At 25.5% G+C, this 17,452-nt stretch carries 18 protein-coding genes; 2 read left to right on the top strand and 16 right to left on the bottom strand.

Going from position 1 to position 17,452, the window contains the following annotated elements; genetic code table 4:
* Positions 1–2: 2 nt before the first annotated feature.
* From RRG59_RS01960 to rpsF, 15 genes are all read right to left on the bottom strand, one after another.
* Positions 3–362 carry a PTS sugar transporter subunit IIABC gene (locus RRG59_RS01960; RefSeq protein WP_322900735.1) on the bottom strand — a complete coding sequence of 120 codons (360 nt, stop codon included), beginning with the start codon at positions 360–362 and terminating at the stop codon, positions 3–5.
* A 262-nt stretch (positions 363–624) separates the two neighbouring features.
* Positions 625–1,533 (bottom strand): 16S rRNA (cytosine(1402)-N(4))-methyltransferase RsmH, encoded by a 909-nt coding sequence (rsmH, locus tag RRG59_RS01955; RefSeq protein WP_322900734.1) that lies wholly within the window; start codon positions 1,531–1,533, stop codon positions 625–627.
* Positions 1,534–1,536: 3 nt separating this feature from the next.
* Positions 1,537–1,956, bottom strand: a complete 420-nt coding sequence (locus RRG59_RS01950) for a division/cell wall cluster transcriptional repressor MraZ (protein ID WP_036430633.1) — start codon at positions 1,954–1,956, stop codon at positions 1,537–1,539.
* Positions 1,957–2,020: 64 nt separating this feature from the next.
* The gene (locus RRG59_RS01945) at positions 2,021–2,713 is read right to left on the bottom strand and encodes a potassium channel family protein (protein ID WP_322902715.1); all 693 of its coding nucleotides are present in this window, start codon (positions 2,711–2,713) and stop codon (positions 2,021–2,023) included.
* 3 nt (positions 2,714–2,716) lie between these two features.
* Complete coding sequence (locus RRG59_RS01940; RefSeq protein ID WP_322902713.1) at positions 2,717–4,498, bottom strand: potassium transporter TrkG; 1,782 nt, start codon at positions 4,496–4,498, stop codon at positions 2,717–2,719.
* Positions 4,499–4,549: 51 nt separating this feature from the next.
* Positions 4,550–4,792, bottom strand: coding sequence for a YneF family protein (locus RRG59_RS01935; protein ID WP_161553029.1), 243 nt, complete (start codon positions 4,790–4,792; stop codon positions 4,550–4,552).
* 9 nt (positions 4,793–4,801) lie between these two features.
* Positions 4,802–5,890: a M42 family metallopeptidase gene (locus RRG59_RS01930; protein ID WP_322902711.1), complete on the bottom strand. Its 1,089-nt coding sequence runs from the start codon at positions 5,888–5,890 to the stop codon at positions 4,802–4,804.
* A gap of 3 nt (positions 5,891–5,893) precedes the next feature.
* Positions 5,894–7,699, bottom strand: a complete 1,806-nt coding sequence (gene infB / locus RRG59_RS01925) for a translation initiation factor IF-2 (protein ID WP_322902709.1) — start codon at positions 7,697–7,699, stop codon at positions 5,894–5,896.
* Entirely contained in the window at positions 7,680–7,979 is a 300-nt protein-coding gene (locus RRG59_RS01920; RefSeq protein WP_322875819.1) for a YlxR family protein, read from the bottom strand. The genes infB and RRG59_RS01920 overlap by 20 nt, the downstream gene beginning before the upstream one ends.
* Positions 7,963–9,681, bottom strand: a complete 1,719-nt coding sequence (locus tag RRG59_RS01915; RefSeq protein WP_322902707.1) for a NusA N-terminal domain-containing protein — start codon at positions 9,679–9,681, stop codon at positions 7,963–7,965. The genes RRG59_RS01920 and RRG59_RS01915 overlap by 17 nt, the downstream gene beginning before the upstream one ends.
* Before the next feature lie 10 nt (positions 9,682–9,691).
* Entirely contained in the window at positions 9,692–10,123 is a 432-nt protein-coding gene (locus RRG59_RS01910; RefSeq protein ID WP_322902706.1) for an LSm family protein, read from the bottom strand.
* Between the two features lie 117 nt (positions 10,124–10,240).
* The gene (locus RRG59_RS01905; protein ID WP_322902705.1) at positions 10,241–11,395 is read right to left on the bottom strand and encodes an HAD family acid phosphatase; all 1,155 of its coding nucleotides are present in this window, start codon (positions 11,393–11,395) and stop codon (positions 10,241–10,243) included.
* A 155-nt stretch (positions 11,396–11,550) separates the two neighbouring features.
* Positions 11,551–11,811 carry a 30S ribosomal protein S18 gene (gene rpsR / locus RRG59_RS01900; RefSeq protein ID WP_161553023.1) on the bottom strand — a complete coding sequence of 87 codons (261 nt, stop codon included), beginning with the start codon at positions 11,809–11,811 and terminating at the stop codon, positions 11,551–11,553.
* 17 nt (positions 11,812–11,828) lie between these two features.
* Positions 11,829–12,365: a single-stranded DNA-binding protein gene (locus RRG59_RS01895; RefSeq protein ID WP_051619542.1), complete on the bottom strand. Its 537-nt coding sequence runs from the start codon at positions 12,363–12,365 to the stop codon at positions 11,829–11,831.
* 25 nt (positions 12,366–12,390) lie between these two features.
* Entirely contained in the window at positions 12,391–12,762 is a 372-nt protein-coding gene (gene rpsF, locus RRG59_RS01890) for a 30S ribosomal protein S6 (RefSeq protein ID WP_322902703.1), read from the bottom strand.
* Positions 12,763–12,938: 176 nt separating this feature from the next.
* Between rpsF and topA the strand changes: the two genes are divergently transcribed.
* Positions 12,939–14,753 carry a type I DNA topoisomerase gene (topA, locus tag RRG59_RS01885; RefSeq protein ID WP_322902701.1) on the top strand — a complete coding sequence of 605 codons (1,815 nt, stop codon included), beginning with the start codon at positions 12,939–12,941 and terminating at the stop codon, positions 14,751–14,753.
* Positions 14,754–14,992: 239 nt separating this feature from the next.
* Positions 14,993–16,204, top strand: coding sequence for an IS256 family transposase (locus tag RRG59_RS01880; protein ID WP_322902699.1), 1,212 nt, complete (start codon positions 14,993–14,995; stop codon positions 16,202–16,204).
* A 986-nt stretch (positions 16,205–17,190) separates the two neighbouring features.
* Here RRG59_RS01880 and RRG59_RS01875 read toward each other — a convergent pair.
* Complete coding sequence (locus RRG59_RS01875; RefSeq protein ID WP_322902698.1) at positions 17,191–17,433, bottom strand: hypothetical protein; 243 nt, start codon at positions 17,431–17,433, stop codon at positions 17,191–17,193.
* Positions 17,434–17,452: the final 19 nt, after the last annotated feature.

Here is a 17,452-nt window from a genome sequence, read left to right as displayed (position 1 = left end):
TTTTACCTTTCTTTTAATTTATCATTCAATGCTTTTGCTACAATTGTGCTATATTCACCTAATGTTAAAGATATTGAATTAGAACGAACAAAAACCCCTGAAACTCCTTTTAATTCTGCTAGTTTTGAGGTATTAATATTATGAAGTTCTGATATATAGATATTGATTCTAGATGGTTTTAATTCCACTTTTTGAATTTTTTGTAGTTCTATAATACTCAATAATGTATCTATTTTAAATGGCATTGTTTCTATTTGATAAATTGTATTTTTTTGATGTTGATTACTCTTTTTTCTTCATTTAATTCATATTAAACCAAATGTTAAAATACTATAAAAAAATAACTTAAATTGCTTTTTCATAGAATAAATTTTACATTATTTTTTATATATAAATATAAATATTTATATATAAAAAAACCTACAAATTTAAATTTGTAAGTTTTTATTTTACTTTGATACTTCAAAAAATCAGAAAATTTTTGTTTTAAATAAACTAAAGATATTATTAAATTTATAATTTATCATTCCCCAATGAAAATTATCGATTTAATAATAATTTAAATAAAATTATTTAAGCATAATATTTGGGTTATATTAATTATTTTAATTTAAATAAAACTAATTAAGATTCCGATAGTTTTTTTAGTATTCTAAGTTTTGCGCTCTTAGATCTTCGATTTTGACTAACTTCAAAGTCTGAAGGAGGGATTTTTTTAGTTAGAAAAATCTTATTATCTTGAATTGGCATTTTTGATGGTATGTCACTTTTGGATATTTCTTTTAAATATCTTGATACAATTCTATCTTCTATCGAATGAAATGTAATTATTGATAAAGTTCCATTTTTATTTAATAATGACAAAGCATTATCAAGCATTTCTTTTAGAGAATTTAATTCATCATTAACTTCTATTCTAATAGCTTGAAAAATAGTTTTTGCAGGGTGTTTTTGTCTTAAAATAGCAGAGGGATATGTGTTTTTGATTATGTCAACTAATTCCAATGTAGTATTAATCGGTCTATTTAAAACAATAGCCTTCGCAACTAATTTTGGTAGTTTTACATCAGCGTGCATTTTAAATATATTTACCAATTTTTCTACAGAGTAATTATTAACAATATCATATGCAGTTAATTGTTGGGTTTGATCCATTCTCATATCGAGCACTGAATCCTTATTATAACTAAAACCTCTTTCAGGGGTATCTAATTGAGGTGAAGAAACTCCTAAATCAGCTATAATTCCATCTACTTTAAGAACATTAAGATTATTTAATTTTTCTTTAAAATATCTAAAATCGCTCTTGATTAAAGTAAAATTATTTGATATTTTTGATAATCTATTTTTTGAATAATTTAATGCAAAATCATCTTTATCAAAGGCATATAAATGACCAGTTTTTAATCTTTTTAGTATTTGTTCAGAATGTCCGCCCATACCAAGGGTTAAATCAACATAAATACCATCTTCCTTTATATTTAATGAATCTATTGTTTCATTTAACATTACAGAATAATGTAAATCATTCATAATTTAAGATACCTTCTGAGCTATTGTTACTATATCAGTTAGTGAAATATTAGAATCTAATTCATCCAATCTTTCTTTAGATCAAATTTCTACTAGATTACCTACTCCAATAAAAGAAATTTCTTTTTGGATAGTGAGTTTATCTATAATAATTTTCGGGATATTAAACCTACCAACAGAATCTATTTTAACCTCATAGGAATTACCAAAAATAAATCTACTTAATAGTCTTGTTTCTGCCTTAAAACGACTTTGATTTTCTATATTTTCTTTATATTTTTCAAAATCTTTAAAACTTCTTATTTCAGCATTTCCATCAAATCCAAGAGTAATAACAATTGATTGACCTAATGCTTCTTTGAATACTGTTGGCAAAGTAACTCTATTTTTATCATCAATCACTCTGATAAATTTACCATACATTACCACTTCCTCCCACTATCCATATATATTTTACCACTAATAAAATAAATTTGTTAAAAAAACACTATGAATTAGTGTTTTTTGTGCTTGTATCATTAAACCATTCAAAGGCAGAAGTTACATCTTGAGTTTGACCTATAACAGTTACTACATCTCCTTCATTTATAAACGAATTACCTACAGGTCTATGATTTTTACCATTTGTTTTAATTAAAACTATATTGATTCCTCGATTATTTAAATCTAAATCTTTAATTGCTTTTTGACAAATATTTTTATTTTTAACAATTGTTGTTCCTAAAACAAAATCATCACCTAATTCCTGAAGGTTTTGACTAAATCTATAGAAATTAGGATTTGCAGCTATTAATGCAGTTCTAATTCCTGTTTCATACTCAGGCCTTACAATAACATCTACACCGATTTGTTTTAAAATTCTTGCTCTTCTGCGATCTATTGCTCTTCCGATAATGTTTTTTACTTTTAATTCTAGTAATGCTGAGATAATATCTATATTTTCAGGCACAGCTACAACAACTGTTCCAAATTTTTCTATACCTATTGATTTTAATAGTTTAGTTTCTGCAGCATCACCTACTATTAATCTTTCTACATCATCTGCATAAATTTTTAATTTATCTTCGTCTTCATCAATTATTGTTATTGACTTACCAAGTTTAATTAATTGTTCAACAACTGCTTGTCCAAAACGACCTAAACCTATTACTGCTATTTCTTCTGAATGTTTGTATTTCATATTTTATCCTATCGCTATGTCTTCTGTTATATATTCATAATTTCGATCTTTTGCTCTTTTTCTTTTTCAAACTAGTAATGTTGACGAAACTCCAAATTGACCTATGAACATTGTTAGTATAATACCTAATTTTGAAATAATATTTAAATCTTGAGTAATACCTGTACTTAAACCTGTTGTTCCAAAAGCGCTTGCTACTTCAAAAATTAAATGTTCAGTATCATAAAAAGGTTTTGAAGAATCGAATGCTTTTTGTGTAATATAAGAAGTTTGTATATTTCCTCCGTGGATGTCAAATGAACTAAAACTAATAAAACTAATAAAGATAACAATCATAAAAGCAAATGCAAATGCTTGACCTGACATAAAAACAGTTTTTGGTTCAATTGCTCTTTTAAATAAACGAACTCTTTTTCTTCCTAATAAAACAGACACCCCACTCATTACTAATAATGCTAATGTAGTAGTTCTAATTCCGCCACCAGTTGAAGAAGGAGCAGCACCTATTAACATCATAATAATTCAAATTAATGTACTTGAATGTGTAAAATGTCTTACATTTACCGTTGCAAAACCTGCAGACCTAGTTGAAAAAGCAGTGAATATAATAGCAAAAGTTCGATCAAACTTGCTTCCGTACATAGTTCCTTGATTTATATAGTCTTTTAAGGAACTTATTTCTCCTGGTATACTTCCTTGATTTAAGACATCGAACCATTCTTGTTGTTCTAATGGTAAATTTTCTTTGGTTGAAACTGTTAATAAATTTAATAAGTCTGGACTATTATTATATGCTTCAACTCATTTTATATATGTATTAGATAAATGTTGTGGAATATAAATTCTGTTTCATAAGGTTGAATTACTATGAGAAGTTGTTTCTAGACTTATAGTTATTATCATTCCTACAAGTAAAACTAAAATATAAGTTATTATAGAAACTTTTGAAAACAAAGAAAAGTGATATTTCTTTTTGTTGCCCCTTAACTTTCTTTTTAAGAATTTATGAAAATCATAAATAGTTGGATAACCAATACCACCTATAACTAATAAAACAATAATTCATATTTGTAATCCATAATTTAGATAATAAGGCATTATAGATCGATTAGAAATAATATCAAAACCTGCATTATTAATAGCAGAAATAGTATGAAAATAACCAAACCTAAATGCTAAAGATAAATTTCCTTGTGGATTTATATATTGATTGTTTAAATATTTTGAAATTCCAAACGTTTGACTCGGGCTTGCAAAATAAAAATATAAAGACATAAAGAAACCAGAAAAAAGAATTACAAATAATAAAAACTTAACAGATGAAGTAACTAACTTAATAGTTGAATTAATATCATTATCTCCGCGCTCACTTTGTAATACTTGAACTGACGTTAGTGTAGATACACTTTTTCGAAATAAATAATTTATTATAAAGAATTTGATAGCAAAAATTCCTATTCCTCCTAGAACAATTAAAATTGCTATAATTGCTTGACCAAACATATTTCAATATATATATGTATCATATACAACTAATCCGGTATCTGAAAAAGCACTAGCTGTTGTAAATATGGCATTGATATAATTCTTAAAAGAGTATCAATTTTGTTCTGGGTTATTTTGAGTAATTGGACTTCATAATAATAAACTAAAAACAAAAATTATTAGAAAGTAAACAAAAAGTATATACCTTAATTGTGAGATTTTTTTGTGCCATAAATGAATTCTGTTAAAAAACTTTCACAATTTTGAATTTCTTAAGAATCTTTTAAATCTCAAGAACATATTTCTCCTTATAAAATAAAAAACTCATTATATTTATAATGAATTCTATAATTATTTTTTATCTGCATTTTGCATTGATTGCATTATTTGTCTAATTTGTTTTTCGCTTGCTTTTCTTCCCATTTGATTAAACATTACACGAATTGCTTTTTCTGTAATTGGAGGGTTTTCTTTAATTTGTTTTTCAAATAATCTTTTAGTTACAAAAAATGTAACCAAACCAGCTGCTATTGCAACTCCTAAACAAACAAAAATTATCATTAAAACAAAAGATAAAGTTTGCATTTCTACCATAGTTTCTCCTTAGTTGTATTTAATTTTATCAAATTCTTCTTTATTTAAGTCTTTTAAGAAATTTACTAATAAATCAGTTGCAGCTAATAAATCTGAGATAGAACATACTCCAATTGGACTATGTAAATATCTTTGTGGAAGTGAAATTGTTATTGTACTTGCTCCTCCTTTTGCAAATTGTAATTCTTTTGCATCCGTTCCTCCACCTGCTGCTATAAATTTATAAGAAGGTATATTGTATTTTTGGGAAATTTTTTCAAAATAATTAATTAATTTAGGGTCCATTAATGTTCCACCATCTTTAACTCTAATGGCTGCACCTTTAAATAATTGAGTTGTTCCGGGAATGGTATCAATCGTATCGTGTGAAGATGTTGTATCTAGAGCAATAGCTATATCAGGATTAATAATTGAAACAGAACTTCTCGCTCCTCTTGTTCCAACTTCTTCTTGAACAGTACCTACTAAATATAAATCAATATCCAATTCATAATCTTTAATTATATTAGCAATAGTTTCTAGAACAGTAACACCTGCTCTATTATCCATTGCCTTTCCTCCAATTAAATCGTAATTTTTAAAGAAAACTGTTTCACCTGATAAATAAACTCTGTCACCTATTTCAACACCATTATCAATTGCATCTTGTTTATTTTTAAAACCAAAATCTGCATATATTTCATCACTTGTGATTGCTTTAGATACTTTTGAAGATTCCATTATATGAATACTCGTATGACCAAATACTCCATCAAATTCTTGGTTATTTGAAGCTATTAGTGTAGCTTTAGTACCAATTACAACAGAAGGTCAAATCCCTCCTACTGGAGATAATAATAATTGTCCTTTATCATGAATTAATCTTACTAAGTACCCAACTTCATCCATATGTGCAGTTATCATTACTTTTGGTGCATTTACTTTTTTAGAAGATTTATGAAAAATTATTGAACCTAACTTATCTCTTGAGACATTAAAAATTTTTGTGTCTATGTTTTTTCTTAATTCATCTGCTACTGGTTCTTCATATCTAGACATTCCTTTAATTTCAAGATATGTAATTAGTCTATTTTTAAATTGTTCAATTCTTGAATTCATAAATTAATTAATCCTTACATCTTCATAAAACTCTAATACGTCATCTAATTCTATATCATTAAAATTTTTGATATGTGTTCCAAAATCTTTTCCTTTAACTACTTCTTTAGCATCATTTAATTCACGTTTTAAGGATTCTAAAACACCTTCATGAATTAATTTACTTTTTCTATAAACTTTAACTTTACATTTTTCTTTAACAACACCGGAATCTTGTAAACAACCTGCTATTTTTCCTACTTTGGAATAAAAGAAAACTTTTAAAATATGGGCTTCTCCTATTTTTCTTTCCTCATAAACAGGTGCTTTTTGTCCGTCTAGTAGTGTTTGACAGTCTTCTATAATTTTATAAATAACATTATGTTCTATTAAACTAATATTTTGTGCTGCTGCATTTTGTTTCATATTAGAAGGAGTTTTTAAGTTAAAGACAAATATAATGGCATTAGAAGCTTGAGCTAATAACAAATCATTTCCATTAACATAACCAGCAGAAGCAGAAATAACTTTAACTATTGCTTCTTCATTTTCCATACTATTAATTTGCCCTTTAATAGCTTCACTAGTTCCATGAACATCACTTTTTATTATTACATTAATTACTTTTTTACCATCTGTATTTTGCATTGCAACACTTTTATCATGTAATAAATTCATTTTATCTGCAAATGCTTTTTCATTGGCTAGTTTTTTTGCGAACTTTTCATCACTAAAACCTATGAATTTGTCGCCTGCATCTGGAGCATAATTTAATCCTGTTATTATCCCTGGTTGTCCTGGTAAAACTTTTTCTAGTGGATTACCTTGTGAATCTGTTAAACTTCTAATTCTTCCATATCTAGACCCTGCAACTATAAAATCTCCTTTATATAAAGTACCATTTTCAATTACTATAGTTGACACAGCACCCGCTCCTTTATCGACTCTAGATTCTATAACAGTTCCTATTGGATATCTTTTTGGATTTGCTTTTAAATCCATGACTTCTGCTAGTAATGTAATTTCATCGAATAATTCTGTAAGACCTTCTCCATTTATAGCTGAACCGTATACGATTTGTACATCTCCACCATATTCGCTTATAACAACTTCATTTTCTGCTAATTCACCTTTTAATCTATCTAAATCTTTATTGGGTTTATCCATTTTATTTACAAAAACAATAATAGGAACATTAGCTGCTTTTGCATGTTGTATAGCTTCTTTAGTTTGTGGCATAACACCATCATCTGCAGCTACAACTAAAATAATGATATCTGTAACTTTAGCACCTCTGGCACGCATTTTAGTAAATGCTTCATGTCCAGGGGTATCTAAAAAAGTGATATGTGATTTTTTATGTGCAATTTCATATGCTCCGGTATGTTGAGTAATACCGCTTGATTCTGAAGCTACTATGTTTGATTTTCTAATTTTATCAATTAAAGTAGTTTTACCGTGATCAACATGTCCCATTACTGCAATAATTGGATTTCTTGTAATTAAATCTTCTGGTTTATCTTCAAAATTAACTTCATCTAAGAAATTAGAACCGTCAACATTTGTTTCTTTTTGAAAATCTAAACCATTTTCTATGCATAATTCAGCGATTTCTTCTTCTGAAAGAATATGATTAACGTTATACATTTTTCCTAATAAGAAAAACTTTTTAATAATATCATTTGCACTTATATTTGTTGATTTTGAAAAATCTGCAATTGACATTTTACTAGTGAAAATAAAAACACCGTTTTTTACTTCTGTTTTTGTTGTTTGTAATTGTTCTTTTATTTCTTGAACATTACTTATTCTATAATTTTTTTTTGCCATATATGAACTCCTTGATTTTAATATCCATTTCTTCATATATTTCTTTTGAAATATTAGTTCTAAATGAACGATTTAATAATTTATTTTTTTTAATTTTCTCTCAATTCTCTATGTTTAATATGAAATAACAACCCCTACCTTTTAAAACTTTTTCGTAATCCACGCAGATAAGATTATTTTTTTTATCGTAATCAATTCTTAATAAATTTGAAATATTTGTAATTTGGTTTGTTGCAATACATTTACGATTGTAATTTTGTTGTTTAATTATCTCATTCATCTTCTAAATCACTTAAGTCTAAATTAGAATCTAAACCATAATTAGCTAAATCTGAATCAACTTTAAAATCTTTAATCTTTTTATATTCTGAAATAACTTTATCTTTTTTGTTAACTTCTGTTTTTGTTGATTTTGTTTTTTTATTAGAATCATCCTCTACATATTCTTCAAATTCTGTTTCATCAGCAAAGTTTATATCAAACGAATCATTTAAATCATTAACAAAATCATAAGGATCATTGTTAACATTAGTTGATGTTAATTCATCTTCAACTTGGTTGAATAGTTCATCAAAATTTGAAGTTACATTTTGATTCTTAGATTTTTCTTCTTTTTTAGTTTCAACAACATTTTCTTTAATTTGATTATCTAATGAATTAACTGAGTTAAAGAACTCCATAACATCTCTGTCAAATTCTTCCATTGAAATTGAAAAGTCTTTGAAGTATTCACTTGATTTAGACTTTTTACTTCTATTTTGTTTTGAATGATTAAACAATGGCTTTTCAATTGATGAAAAAGTGTTCTTTTTAATTGTAGGTTCTTTAAATGGTATTTTGCTTTCTATTGCTTTTTCAATATCTATAATATCAATTTTATTACCAGTTAACTTTGAAGCCAATTCAATGTTTATACCTTTTTTGCCTATTGCTATAGTTTTGTTTTCTTTTGATACTATAACAAACGCTTTTTGAGTTGTTTTATGTATAGCAACATCAACTACCTTTGCAGGGGATAAAGCATTTTTAATATATTCTTTTTTATCATCCGAATATCTAATAATATCTATTTTTTCACCGATTTTCTCTGATACAGCAATAATTCTTCTTGCATTTTCACCAAATATTGAACCTATAATATCAAAATTAAATGATTTATTTGGATTTGGTCTAACTGCAACTTTTGTTCTTATACCTGGAATACGTTGAATTTTTACAATTTCAATGTCTCCATCACTAATTTCTTGAATTTCAGATTTCAATGCATTTTCAACTTGTTCAGGTTCAATCATTGAAACTTCTAATAAATGTAATGAACTATCTAGATTAACAGATTCTAAAATTACTTCTATTGATGAACCAGGGTGTACATCTATTGATTTATTAACTTTTGAACTATGTAGATGAGCTAAATATTCTCTTTCGTTTTCATAAATTTCAACTGAAAAAGAACCTCTTTGTAAAACATTTTTAACTTTTCCGAAAAATTTTTGACCAATTTTTGATTCAAAAATAGTTTTAACTTTTTCTTTTTCTATTCTTTTTAATTCAGATTTAAAACCATTAAAGATAGCTGATTTATGCTTTTGTGTTAATCAGCTAAAATCAAATTCAATTTCTGCTAAATCATCAATTTGAATTTCTGGATTTTTTATTCTTGCTTGTGATAAAGGTATATCAATTAATCTTTGTGGATTAGGTTCATCTGAATTTTCATCAAATTCTATTTCTTCATCCTCAACTACAATTCCATTTTTAATAATAGTTAAAACTACTTCTTTTTTATGATCTGCAATAAAAACAACTTCTGCATCTGGATTTATATCTCTTTGAAGTGCTTTTTCAGTTTCTGATTCTAAAATTTTTAAAATAACTTCAAAATCTAATCTGTGAGTTAATGCAAAACCACTAATAACTTTATATCAATCACTATTTTCGCTTGTTTTTTTATCTATTTTATTTAAATCATCTTTGTTTAACATTTTAATTCCTCTAAAATTTAATATAAATTTCTATATTTGATATATTATCCTTACTTATTTGAATTTTTCTTAATTGTCCTTTTTTATTTCATTTAAAGACTAAAAAACCATCCTTTTGTTCAATAAATTTAACTATAAAACTATTATTACCTTCAAAACTTTTAATAGTTTGAATTTTTAGTTCTTTATCTTTATATTGTTCAATTTCATCTATATTAATTGCTGTATCTTGACCTTTTGATAAAACTTCTAAGTTATAATCATCCTTAAATCATTTTTGACTGTCTAAAAAAACTGATATTTTTTTACTTATGTTTTCTACATCTGATAAATTATTGAAACTTGTAATTATTTCTAGAGTATTTCCAAATTCATTTTTTACAAGTTTTGCATCAATAATTATAGAACCAAATTCATTTTCTAAAATTTCTTTGTAATTCATTAGTTCCTTTCAAAATATGAAAGAGTTGTACTTTCGTACAACTCTTTATTTTTAATACAATAAAGTAATTTAATTATATCATTAAAATGTTTTAATTATTAAATAAAATTAAATTAATTAAGATTGTGGTTTAGATGGTTTTCAAATAAATTCTTCAATTGCTTTATCCATTGCTTTTATTTTATCTTCTGTAGATAATCCATAGAATCCTTTAGCAAGACCTGATTCTCAACCACCATAAGATGCATTACCACCTATTAAAACATAAGATTCAGCTCATGTTTCATTTTCTTTAGTAACTGAACCATCTGCATTTTTTGTGTATTTAACACCTTTTACAGAAGTATCAAAATTACCAAATAATTGTTTAATATCATTTAATGTTTTATTTCTTTCTTTATTAATTTTATGTGCTGAAGAAACATCATTAAAGTCATCAAAATTATCTCCAACTCTCATTACTGTTTTTAATGCAACTGAGTTTCCAAAAGTTTTACCTTCAGTAGTTAAATCTCATTTTTTAGAATTTACTAAATTCATTCTATCTTCTTTTTCTGATTTAACTCTTTTGTTTGATGAATCTTTTTTAATTGTTGTTCAAGGTTTTGCATTATCTAAATCAACACCTTGCATTCAGAAAGTTCAATCAGCTAAGTAGTTTGCATTTAATCCTTCAGAAACTAAATTATCTCTAGTTGGAACTAATTGATTTTCTTGTTCTCTGTTTGAGTTATACATTACAACTCCACCATTTTTTCAAACATAATCAATAAATTCTAATGCTCCTGCTATTTTTCTTGCTTGTTTATCTTGAACAAATTCATTTCAAATTGAAGAATTAAAATATTTGTGATTTTTAACTAACCAGTTTTGGAAAGAATAATTATTTAATACAGTTTCATCAATATCCATAAATACAACTGGTATAGCTTTACCTTCAGTTGTATTTGAAATTGTTACATTTCCGCTAGCATCAACTTTTACTTTATCAGTTTCGAAAACTTCAGGTTGACCTTTTACTAAGGTATCGAATTGTTTTTTAGCAGAGTTGTATAATGTATAAGACATTGCATCTTTTTCTGCTGAAACTGTGTTTCAGATATTAGCTAAATATCTTACACTGTCTAAAATAACTTGATTTTTATCTAATGTTTCTTTTTGTGGTGTTGTTGGTTGTTCTGGTTTTGTTTCATCTTTACATGAAACTGATGTAGCTACTGGTATAATGCTTCCAATAGTTGCTAATGATAATAAAAGTTTTTTTAATTTCATAATTTTCCTTTGTTTAAAATATTGTGTAAGTTTATTATATATTTAATTAGTCCAAATTGATTTAAAAATGAATAAAAACTAACTTTTGTTATGAAAAAAACATGAAAAATTCCACATTTTTGCATAAATAAAAGCAGTCAATGACTGCTTTATGATTATTTTGACATGTTTCTTGAACGTACAACTGAATAAGGCATTAATGCAATAAATCTTGCTCTTTTGATTGCATTTGCTACTTTTCTTTGGTGTTTTGCGCATGTTCCAGTAACTGATTTTGCTTTAATTTGTGCTGTTGCAGAAACATATTTACTTAATAGTTCAACATTTTTATAATCAACATAATTTAAATTTTCTTCGCAGAAAGAACAAACTTTTCTTTTATTTAAAAAAGTTTTTTTACGTTTAATATATGCCATCTTTACTCCTTTAATTATTAATCATATATATCATAATCTTTATCCAAATCTGGTTCTTCAGTTAGTGAACTAAAATCATGATTTGAATTAGTTTCATTTTTTTCTAAATCATAAGATGTTTTAGACTTAGAAAATTGAATATTTCCAGGAATATTATTTGAATTATTAAAGTTTTTTTCATATGTTGTTTTAGAATCAATTACATTTTCACCAAAAGAGCGATTTTCAATTCTATCTTGAATTGATTTACGAGATTCTAAAATAGTAATATTATCAACATTAACATCAAACGATCTTCTTCTTTGTTGAGTTGCTTTTTCTATATATGAATCAACTTTAATGCTACCTTCTATTAAAATTTGTGTTCCTTTTGGAGCATATCTTTTTAAAAACTGTGCATTTTGATTTCATGCTACAAAGGGAACGTAATCTGTTACTTCTGCAATACCTCTACGTGATACAGCTAAAGTTCCTCTGACATATGAATTACCATTGGAAGTAATATTTAATTCAACGTCATTTGTTGTTCTTCCAATTAACATAACTTTGTTCATTAATACTCCTTAATTATTCTAGACATTAAACTGTTTTTGCTTTTTCAGTTTCTTTTGAATCTGATTTTTTAACATATGTTCTTTTAGGTCTAAAATTTTTAGTTGATCTTGTTGAGTTTAATCCTTTTTCAGAATCTAAATTAACTATTAAAGTTCTTCATATTTCTTTAATAATATTTGTACGACGTGTAAATTCATTTGGAGTTTTTGAATCAGCTTCAACTAAAGCTAAAACAAATTGTCCATGTTTTGATTTATTAATTTCGTATGCTAATTCATTTCTTTCTAATTTTTCTGCTTTTTGAACACCTTTACCAAAAACATCAGAAAGTAAATCAAAAGCAATTTTAACATCTGCTTTTGGGTCTAAAATTAACATAATTTCATATTTGTTCATTTTTCTCCTTATGGTCTTTCTGGGCTAATAGCCAAGGAGTACACTTATTAATAAATATACTCTTGTATATTATAAACATATTTTTATATAATGGAAAGTTATTTAATAAAATAATTTTAAGTCATTATGTATCTATTAAATTTTAATAATTTTTAAAATTATAGTATTATTAAAGAATGAAAAATTTAGTTATTGTGGAATCTCCTAACAAAGTAAAAACTATACAAAAATATCTAGGTGATGATTTTCAAGTGGTTGCTTCTGTTGGACATTTTTTAAAAATGAAAACTGATGGAGAATTTGGTTTGGGTATTGATTTTGAAAAATGAGAACCAAAGTATTCATTAGATTCAAGTAAAAGAAAACTAGTAACAGAAATTAAAAGTCTAATCAAAGAATCAGAACATATCTACATTGCCACTGACCCTGATCGTGAAGGTGAAGCAATTGGAAGTCACTTAGTAAATTATTTTAAAATAGAAGATAAATACTCAAGAATTAAATATAATGAAATTACTAAAGATGCTATTTTAAAATCATTTAATAATGCTACAAAATTAGATTTTGGTTTAATAGCTGCTCAACAATCAAGAAGAATGCTTGATCGTATCATTGGTTTTAGAGTTACTAATTTAATTAAAACTAAATTTAAGAATTCACCTGGTTTACCAACAGCAGGTAGAGTTCAATCAATAGCTTTAAAATTAGTTGTTGACAGAGAAAAGGAAATTAATGCATTTATTCCTCAACAATATTTTAAATTATCAGCAAAATTAAAAGATAATCCTACACTTGCATATTACTTTAATCCAGAAAATGAATCAGAGTATAACGATTGAATTTTTACTAATGAAATAGATAAAGTCAAAACAGATATAGAAAATGCTCAAAAGATTTTGAATGTAATTGATATTAATGTTTCAAATCGTAAGGTTTCTGCTAAAACACCATTTAAGCAATCAATTTTATACAAAAAAAGTCCTTTTAGTGCTTCATCTACACAAATTATTATTCAAAAACTTTATGAAGGTTATGGAGAAAGTGGTTTGATTAGTTATCCAAGAACTGATAGTACTAGATTATCACAAACTTTCATTGATCAAGCACATTCATATATAAAAAATAAATGAGGTCAAGATTATATCGCTTCTGAAATAAAAGGATTTTCAGGAGATCAAGATGCTCATGAAGCCATTAGACCTACTGATATTAGTTTAACTCCCGAAAGAGCTAGAACTATTTATCCAGAAATGACAGATCAAGAATATAAAGTATATAAATTAATTTATGAAAATACATTACAGTCTTTAATCAAACAACCTATTAGACAAAGTAAACAATATACTTTTAATAATGGCGAATATAAATTTAGACAATCTTTTTCTAAAGTAATTTATGATGGATATTATGTAGTAACAGGATTTGATGAAGAGTTCTTAGACCCTAATTATGAATTAAATCAAATAGTGGATGTTGAGGAATTCAACTTCGAAGACCATGAAACCAAACCAGCACCAAGATATAATGATGGTACTTTAATTGAAATGTTAGATACAATTAAAGTTGGTAGACCTTCAACTTTTGCTTCAACAGTTAATATAATTAAAGAGCGTGCTTTTGTTGAAACAAATTTACCTGTATTAAAACCAACAGAATTCGGAATGATAATTAATGATTACTTAATCAACACTTTCCCTGATATTTTTAATGAAAAATACACAGCAGAAGTTGAAAGTCAATTAGATAAAATAGCAGAACATGAAATAAATAAAAATGTAATTATGCAAAACTTTTGAGACAATTTTACAGAGGTAGTTAAAAATGCTTCAAGTAAATTGGAAGTTGTTCAATTTGAATTAACAGAAATAGAAAAACCTTGTCCTAACGATCAAGGAATATTATTAATTAGAAATAATAAAAGAGGTCAAAAATTCATAGGATGTAAAAACTTCCCTAAATGTAAATACACTGAAAGCTTAGTTAGTGAGTAAAATCAATATCTTTTGTTAAGATAACATAATTGAATGTATGCAAAGAAAAAACTTTTTCTCCTGTTTTTAAGGGAGAAAAAGTTTTTTTAAGGAAACAAAAACTTTATTTATTAAAGTATCTAAAGAAATAATTATTATGTATTAGAAATACAAATATGTTTCGGAAGTGTAGTTAATTTTGTGTAAATTCTCTTAATAGCAAATATTTAATTTAAAATATTTATATTAGGAGATTTTTTATGCAAAAGAAAAATACATTTAATCTTGATACTGAAAAATTATATAATCAGTATAAACCAAAGACTATTGAAGACGTTCAAGAAATTCTTAAGTCTCAAACTAAAGATTTAATTGAAAAAATTTTACAAGAAGAGATGAAAAATTATCTTGGTTATGATAGATATGAACATGAAAAAGCAATTAAAGATAATTACAGAAACGGTTCATATGATAAAAAAGTTAGATCACAATTTGGTGATATAAATTTAAAAATACCAAGAGATAGAAATGCTGAGTTTGAACCACAAGTAGTTCCAAAATTTCAATATGATATTTCTTTTATTGAAGGTGCAGTAATTAAACTTTATAGCAGCGGTATGTCAACAAGAGATATTTCTTCAACATTACATGAAATTTATGGTATTGATGTTGAACCATCATTTGTAAGTAGAATAACAGATAAAATAATACCACAAATAATTGAGTGAAGAAACAGACCATTAGAAAAAGAATATGCTATGGTTTTTATAGATGGGATTAGATTTAAAGTTAAAGAAGAAAATAGATTGGTTGAAAAATCTGTTTATATAGTTATGGGTTATACACTTGAAGGACAAAAAGATGTCTTAGGTTTTTGAATAGGTGAATCTGAAAGTGCAAAATACTGAATGCAAGTACTAAATGACCTTAAATTAAGGGGTGTACAAGAAATTTTTATTATTTCAAGTGATAACTTAACAGGTATATCAAATGCTATTAAAGCAGTTTTTCCTAAAACCCAAATACAAAAATGTGTAGTTCACCAAATCAGAAACTCAGTTAAATTTGTTAATTACAAAGACTTAAAAGAGTTTACAAAAGATATGAAAAATATTTATCAGGCAAATAATATTGATGAAGCAACAAGATTTTTACAAATTTTTGAAGATAAGTGAAAAGATAAATATATGTATGCCATTAAAAGTTGAAGAGATAATTTTGAAGAATTAGTTACATTTTTTAATTTCCCAAAAGAAATAAGAAAGTTAATTTATACAACTAATATTATTGAAAACCTTAATAGAAACATAAGAAAAATTACTAAAACAAAAACTTCTTTTCCAACAGAAGAATCACTTATGAAATCAGTATATTTTGCTATAAATAATCAACTTGCAAAATGAGATAAAATTACTCCAAACTGAGGACAAATCTTAAGTCAATTATTAATAATATTTAAAGAAAACAACTAAAAATTATTTTTAAAATTAAAGTTTTTTGTCTTACTTTTTTTAAAAAAGTAAGGTATCCCTTGATTGCAATCAAGGGACGGAAGGGTTAAAAAAACAAAAACCAAACAAAATGTCAAAAAGCGGAAATGACATTCCGTCTTTTTGACATTTTGTTTGGTTTTTTCTGTTATAATAGAACCAGATTTGTGTTTTGCTATCACTTTTCTCTTACATTAAAAAGTAAGTTAAAGAGAATTTACACAAAATATAATACAGTTCCTATGTTTCTCGTTTTCAATTTTTTTTGATTAAAATCTATATAAATATTTTTGTTTTTCTCTAGAATTTTATTGCTTATTTTAAAGAGGAAACCATTTTTTAAATGAATATGATTTATTTTTATCCGGGTTAGAATGAATATCACATGTGTGTTCTATATTTTGACGAAATTCTAGATAAAGATCTTTATTATCTAATCTTTTAAATATTTTTTGAGTGACTATATGGTAAGTACCAAATCCATAATTTTTTCAATATCATTAAAATCAGGATTGGAATAATAATAATATTTATTGTTTTTAAAATCAAGTTTTTCTATATTTAATTCATCAAAATAAAGCGATGCGTTCTCTTTATTAACTTCATTAAATATAATATTTTCTGCATTTTGCTCTTTATCTATATTTATAAAATCTATTTCATTTTTTCTAATTCTTCTAACTCATTTTTTAAGAAATTAGAATAGTTTTCTGGTTTGTTTACAAAAAATACATCAGTAAAGTTTAATAAATAGTTAAATTTTCATAAATGATATTTAAGTATTTCTATAGACTTATCTGAACTAAGGTATGCAAATCCTTTTTCATTATCTATATAATCTATTTCAAAATATTTTTTTATAAATTCAAATGTTCCTCATTTATTAATTTGCTTATTACCTTGTTTATCCCTATATTCATTATCAAATGTAATATAAATATATTTTTTTAACTCTTTATTTAAAGGTTTTATTGTGTGGGTATTTTTTTAGCTAAATTACTTATATTAGTACTAAGTATTTTATTATTTAAATAAGCAGGAAAATTTTCTTTTAATTTATTGGTTAATTCTTCATCTATACCAATTAATAAAGGATTTATTGAAAAATATTCTGTTACTGCTTCATTATTTTGAGAAACTTCCTCTTCATATTTTGAATTGAGATCACAGGAGATTGATATTGCTAATATACTTATTGAAATAGGAGACATATATATTTAAGTCAATTCA

Origin of the sequence: Mycoplasmopsis felis (assembly GCF_034647055.2) — a bacterium.
GTDB classification, from domain to species: Bacteria; Bacillota_I; Bacilli_A; order Mycoplasmatales; family Metamycoplasmataceae; genus Mycoplasmopsis; species Mycoplasmopsis felis.
Note: the sequence above shows the minus strand (reverse complement) of the source record. Positions and strands in the feature narration are given on the sequence as shown.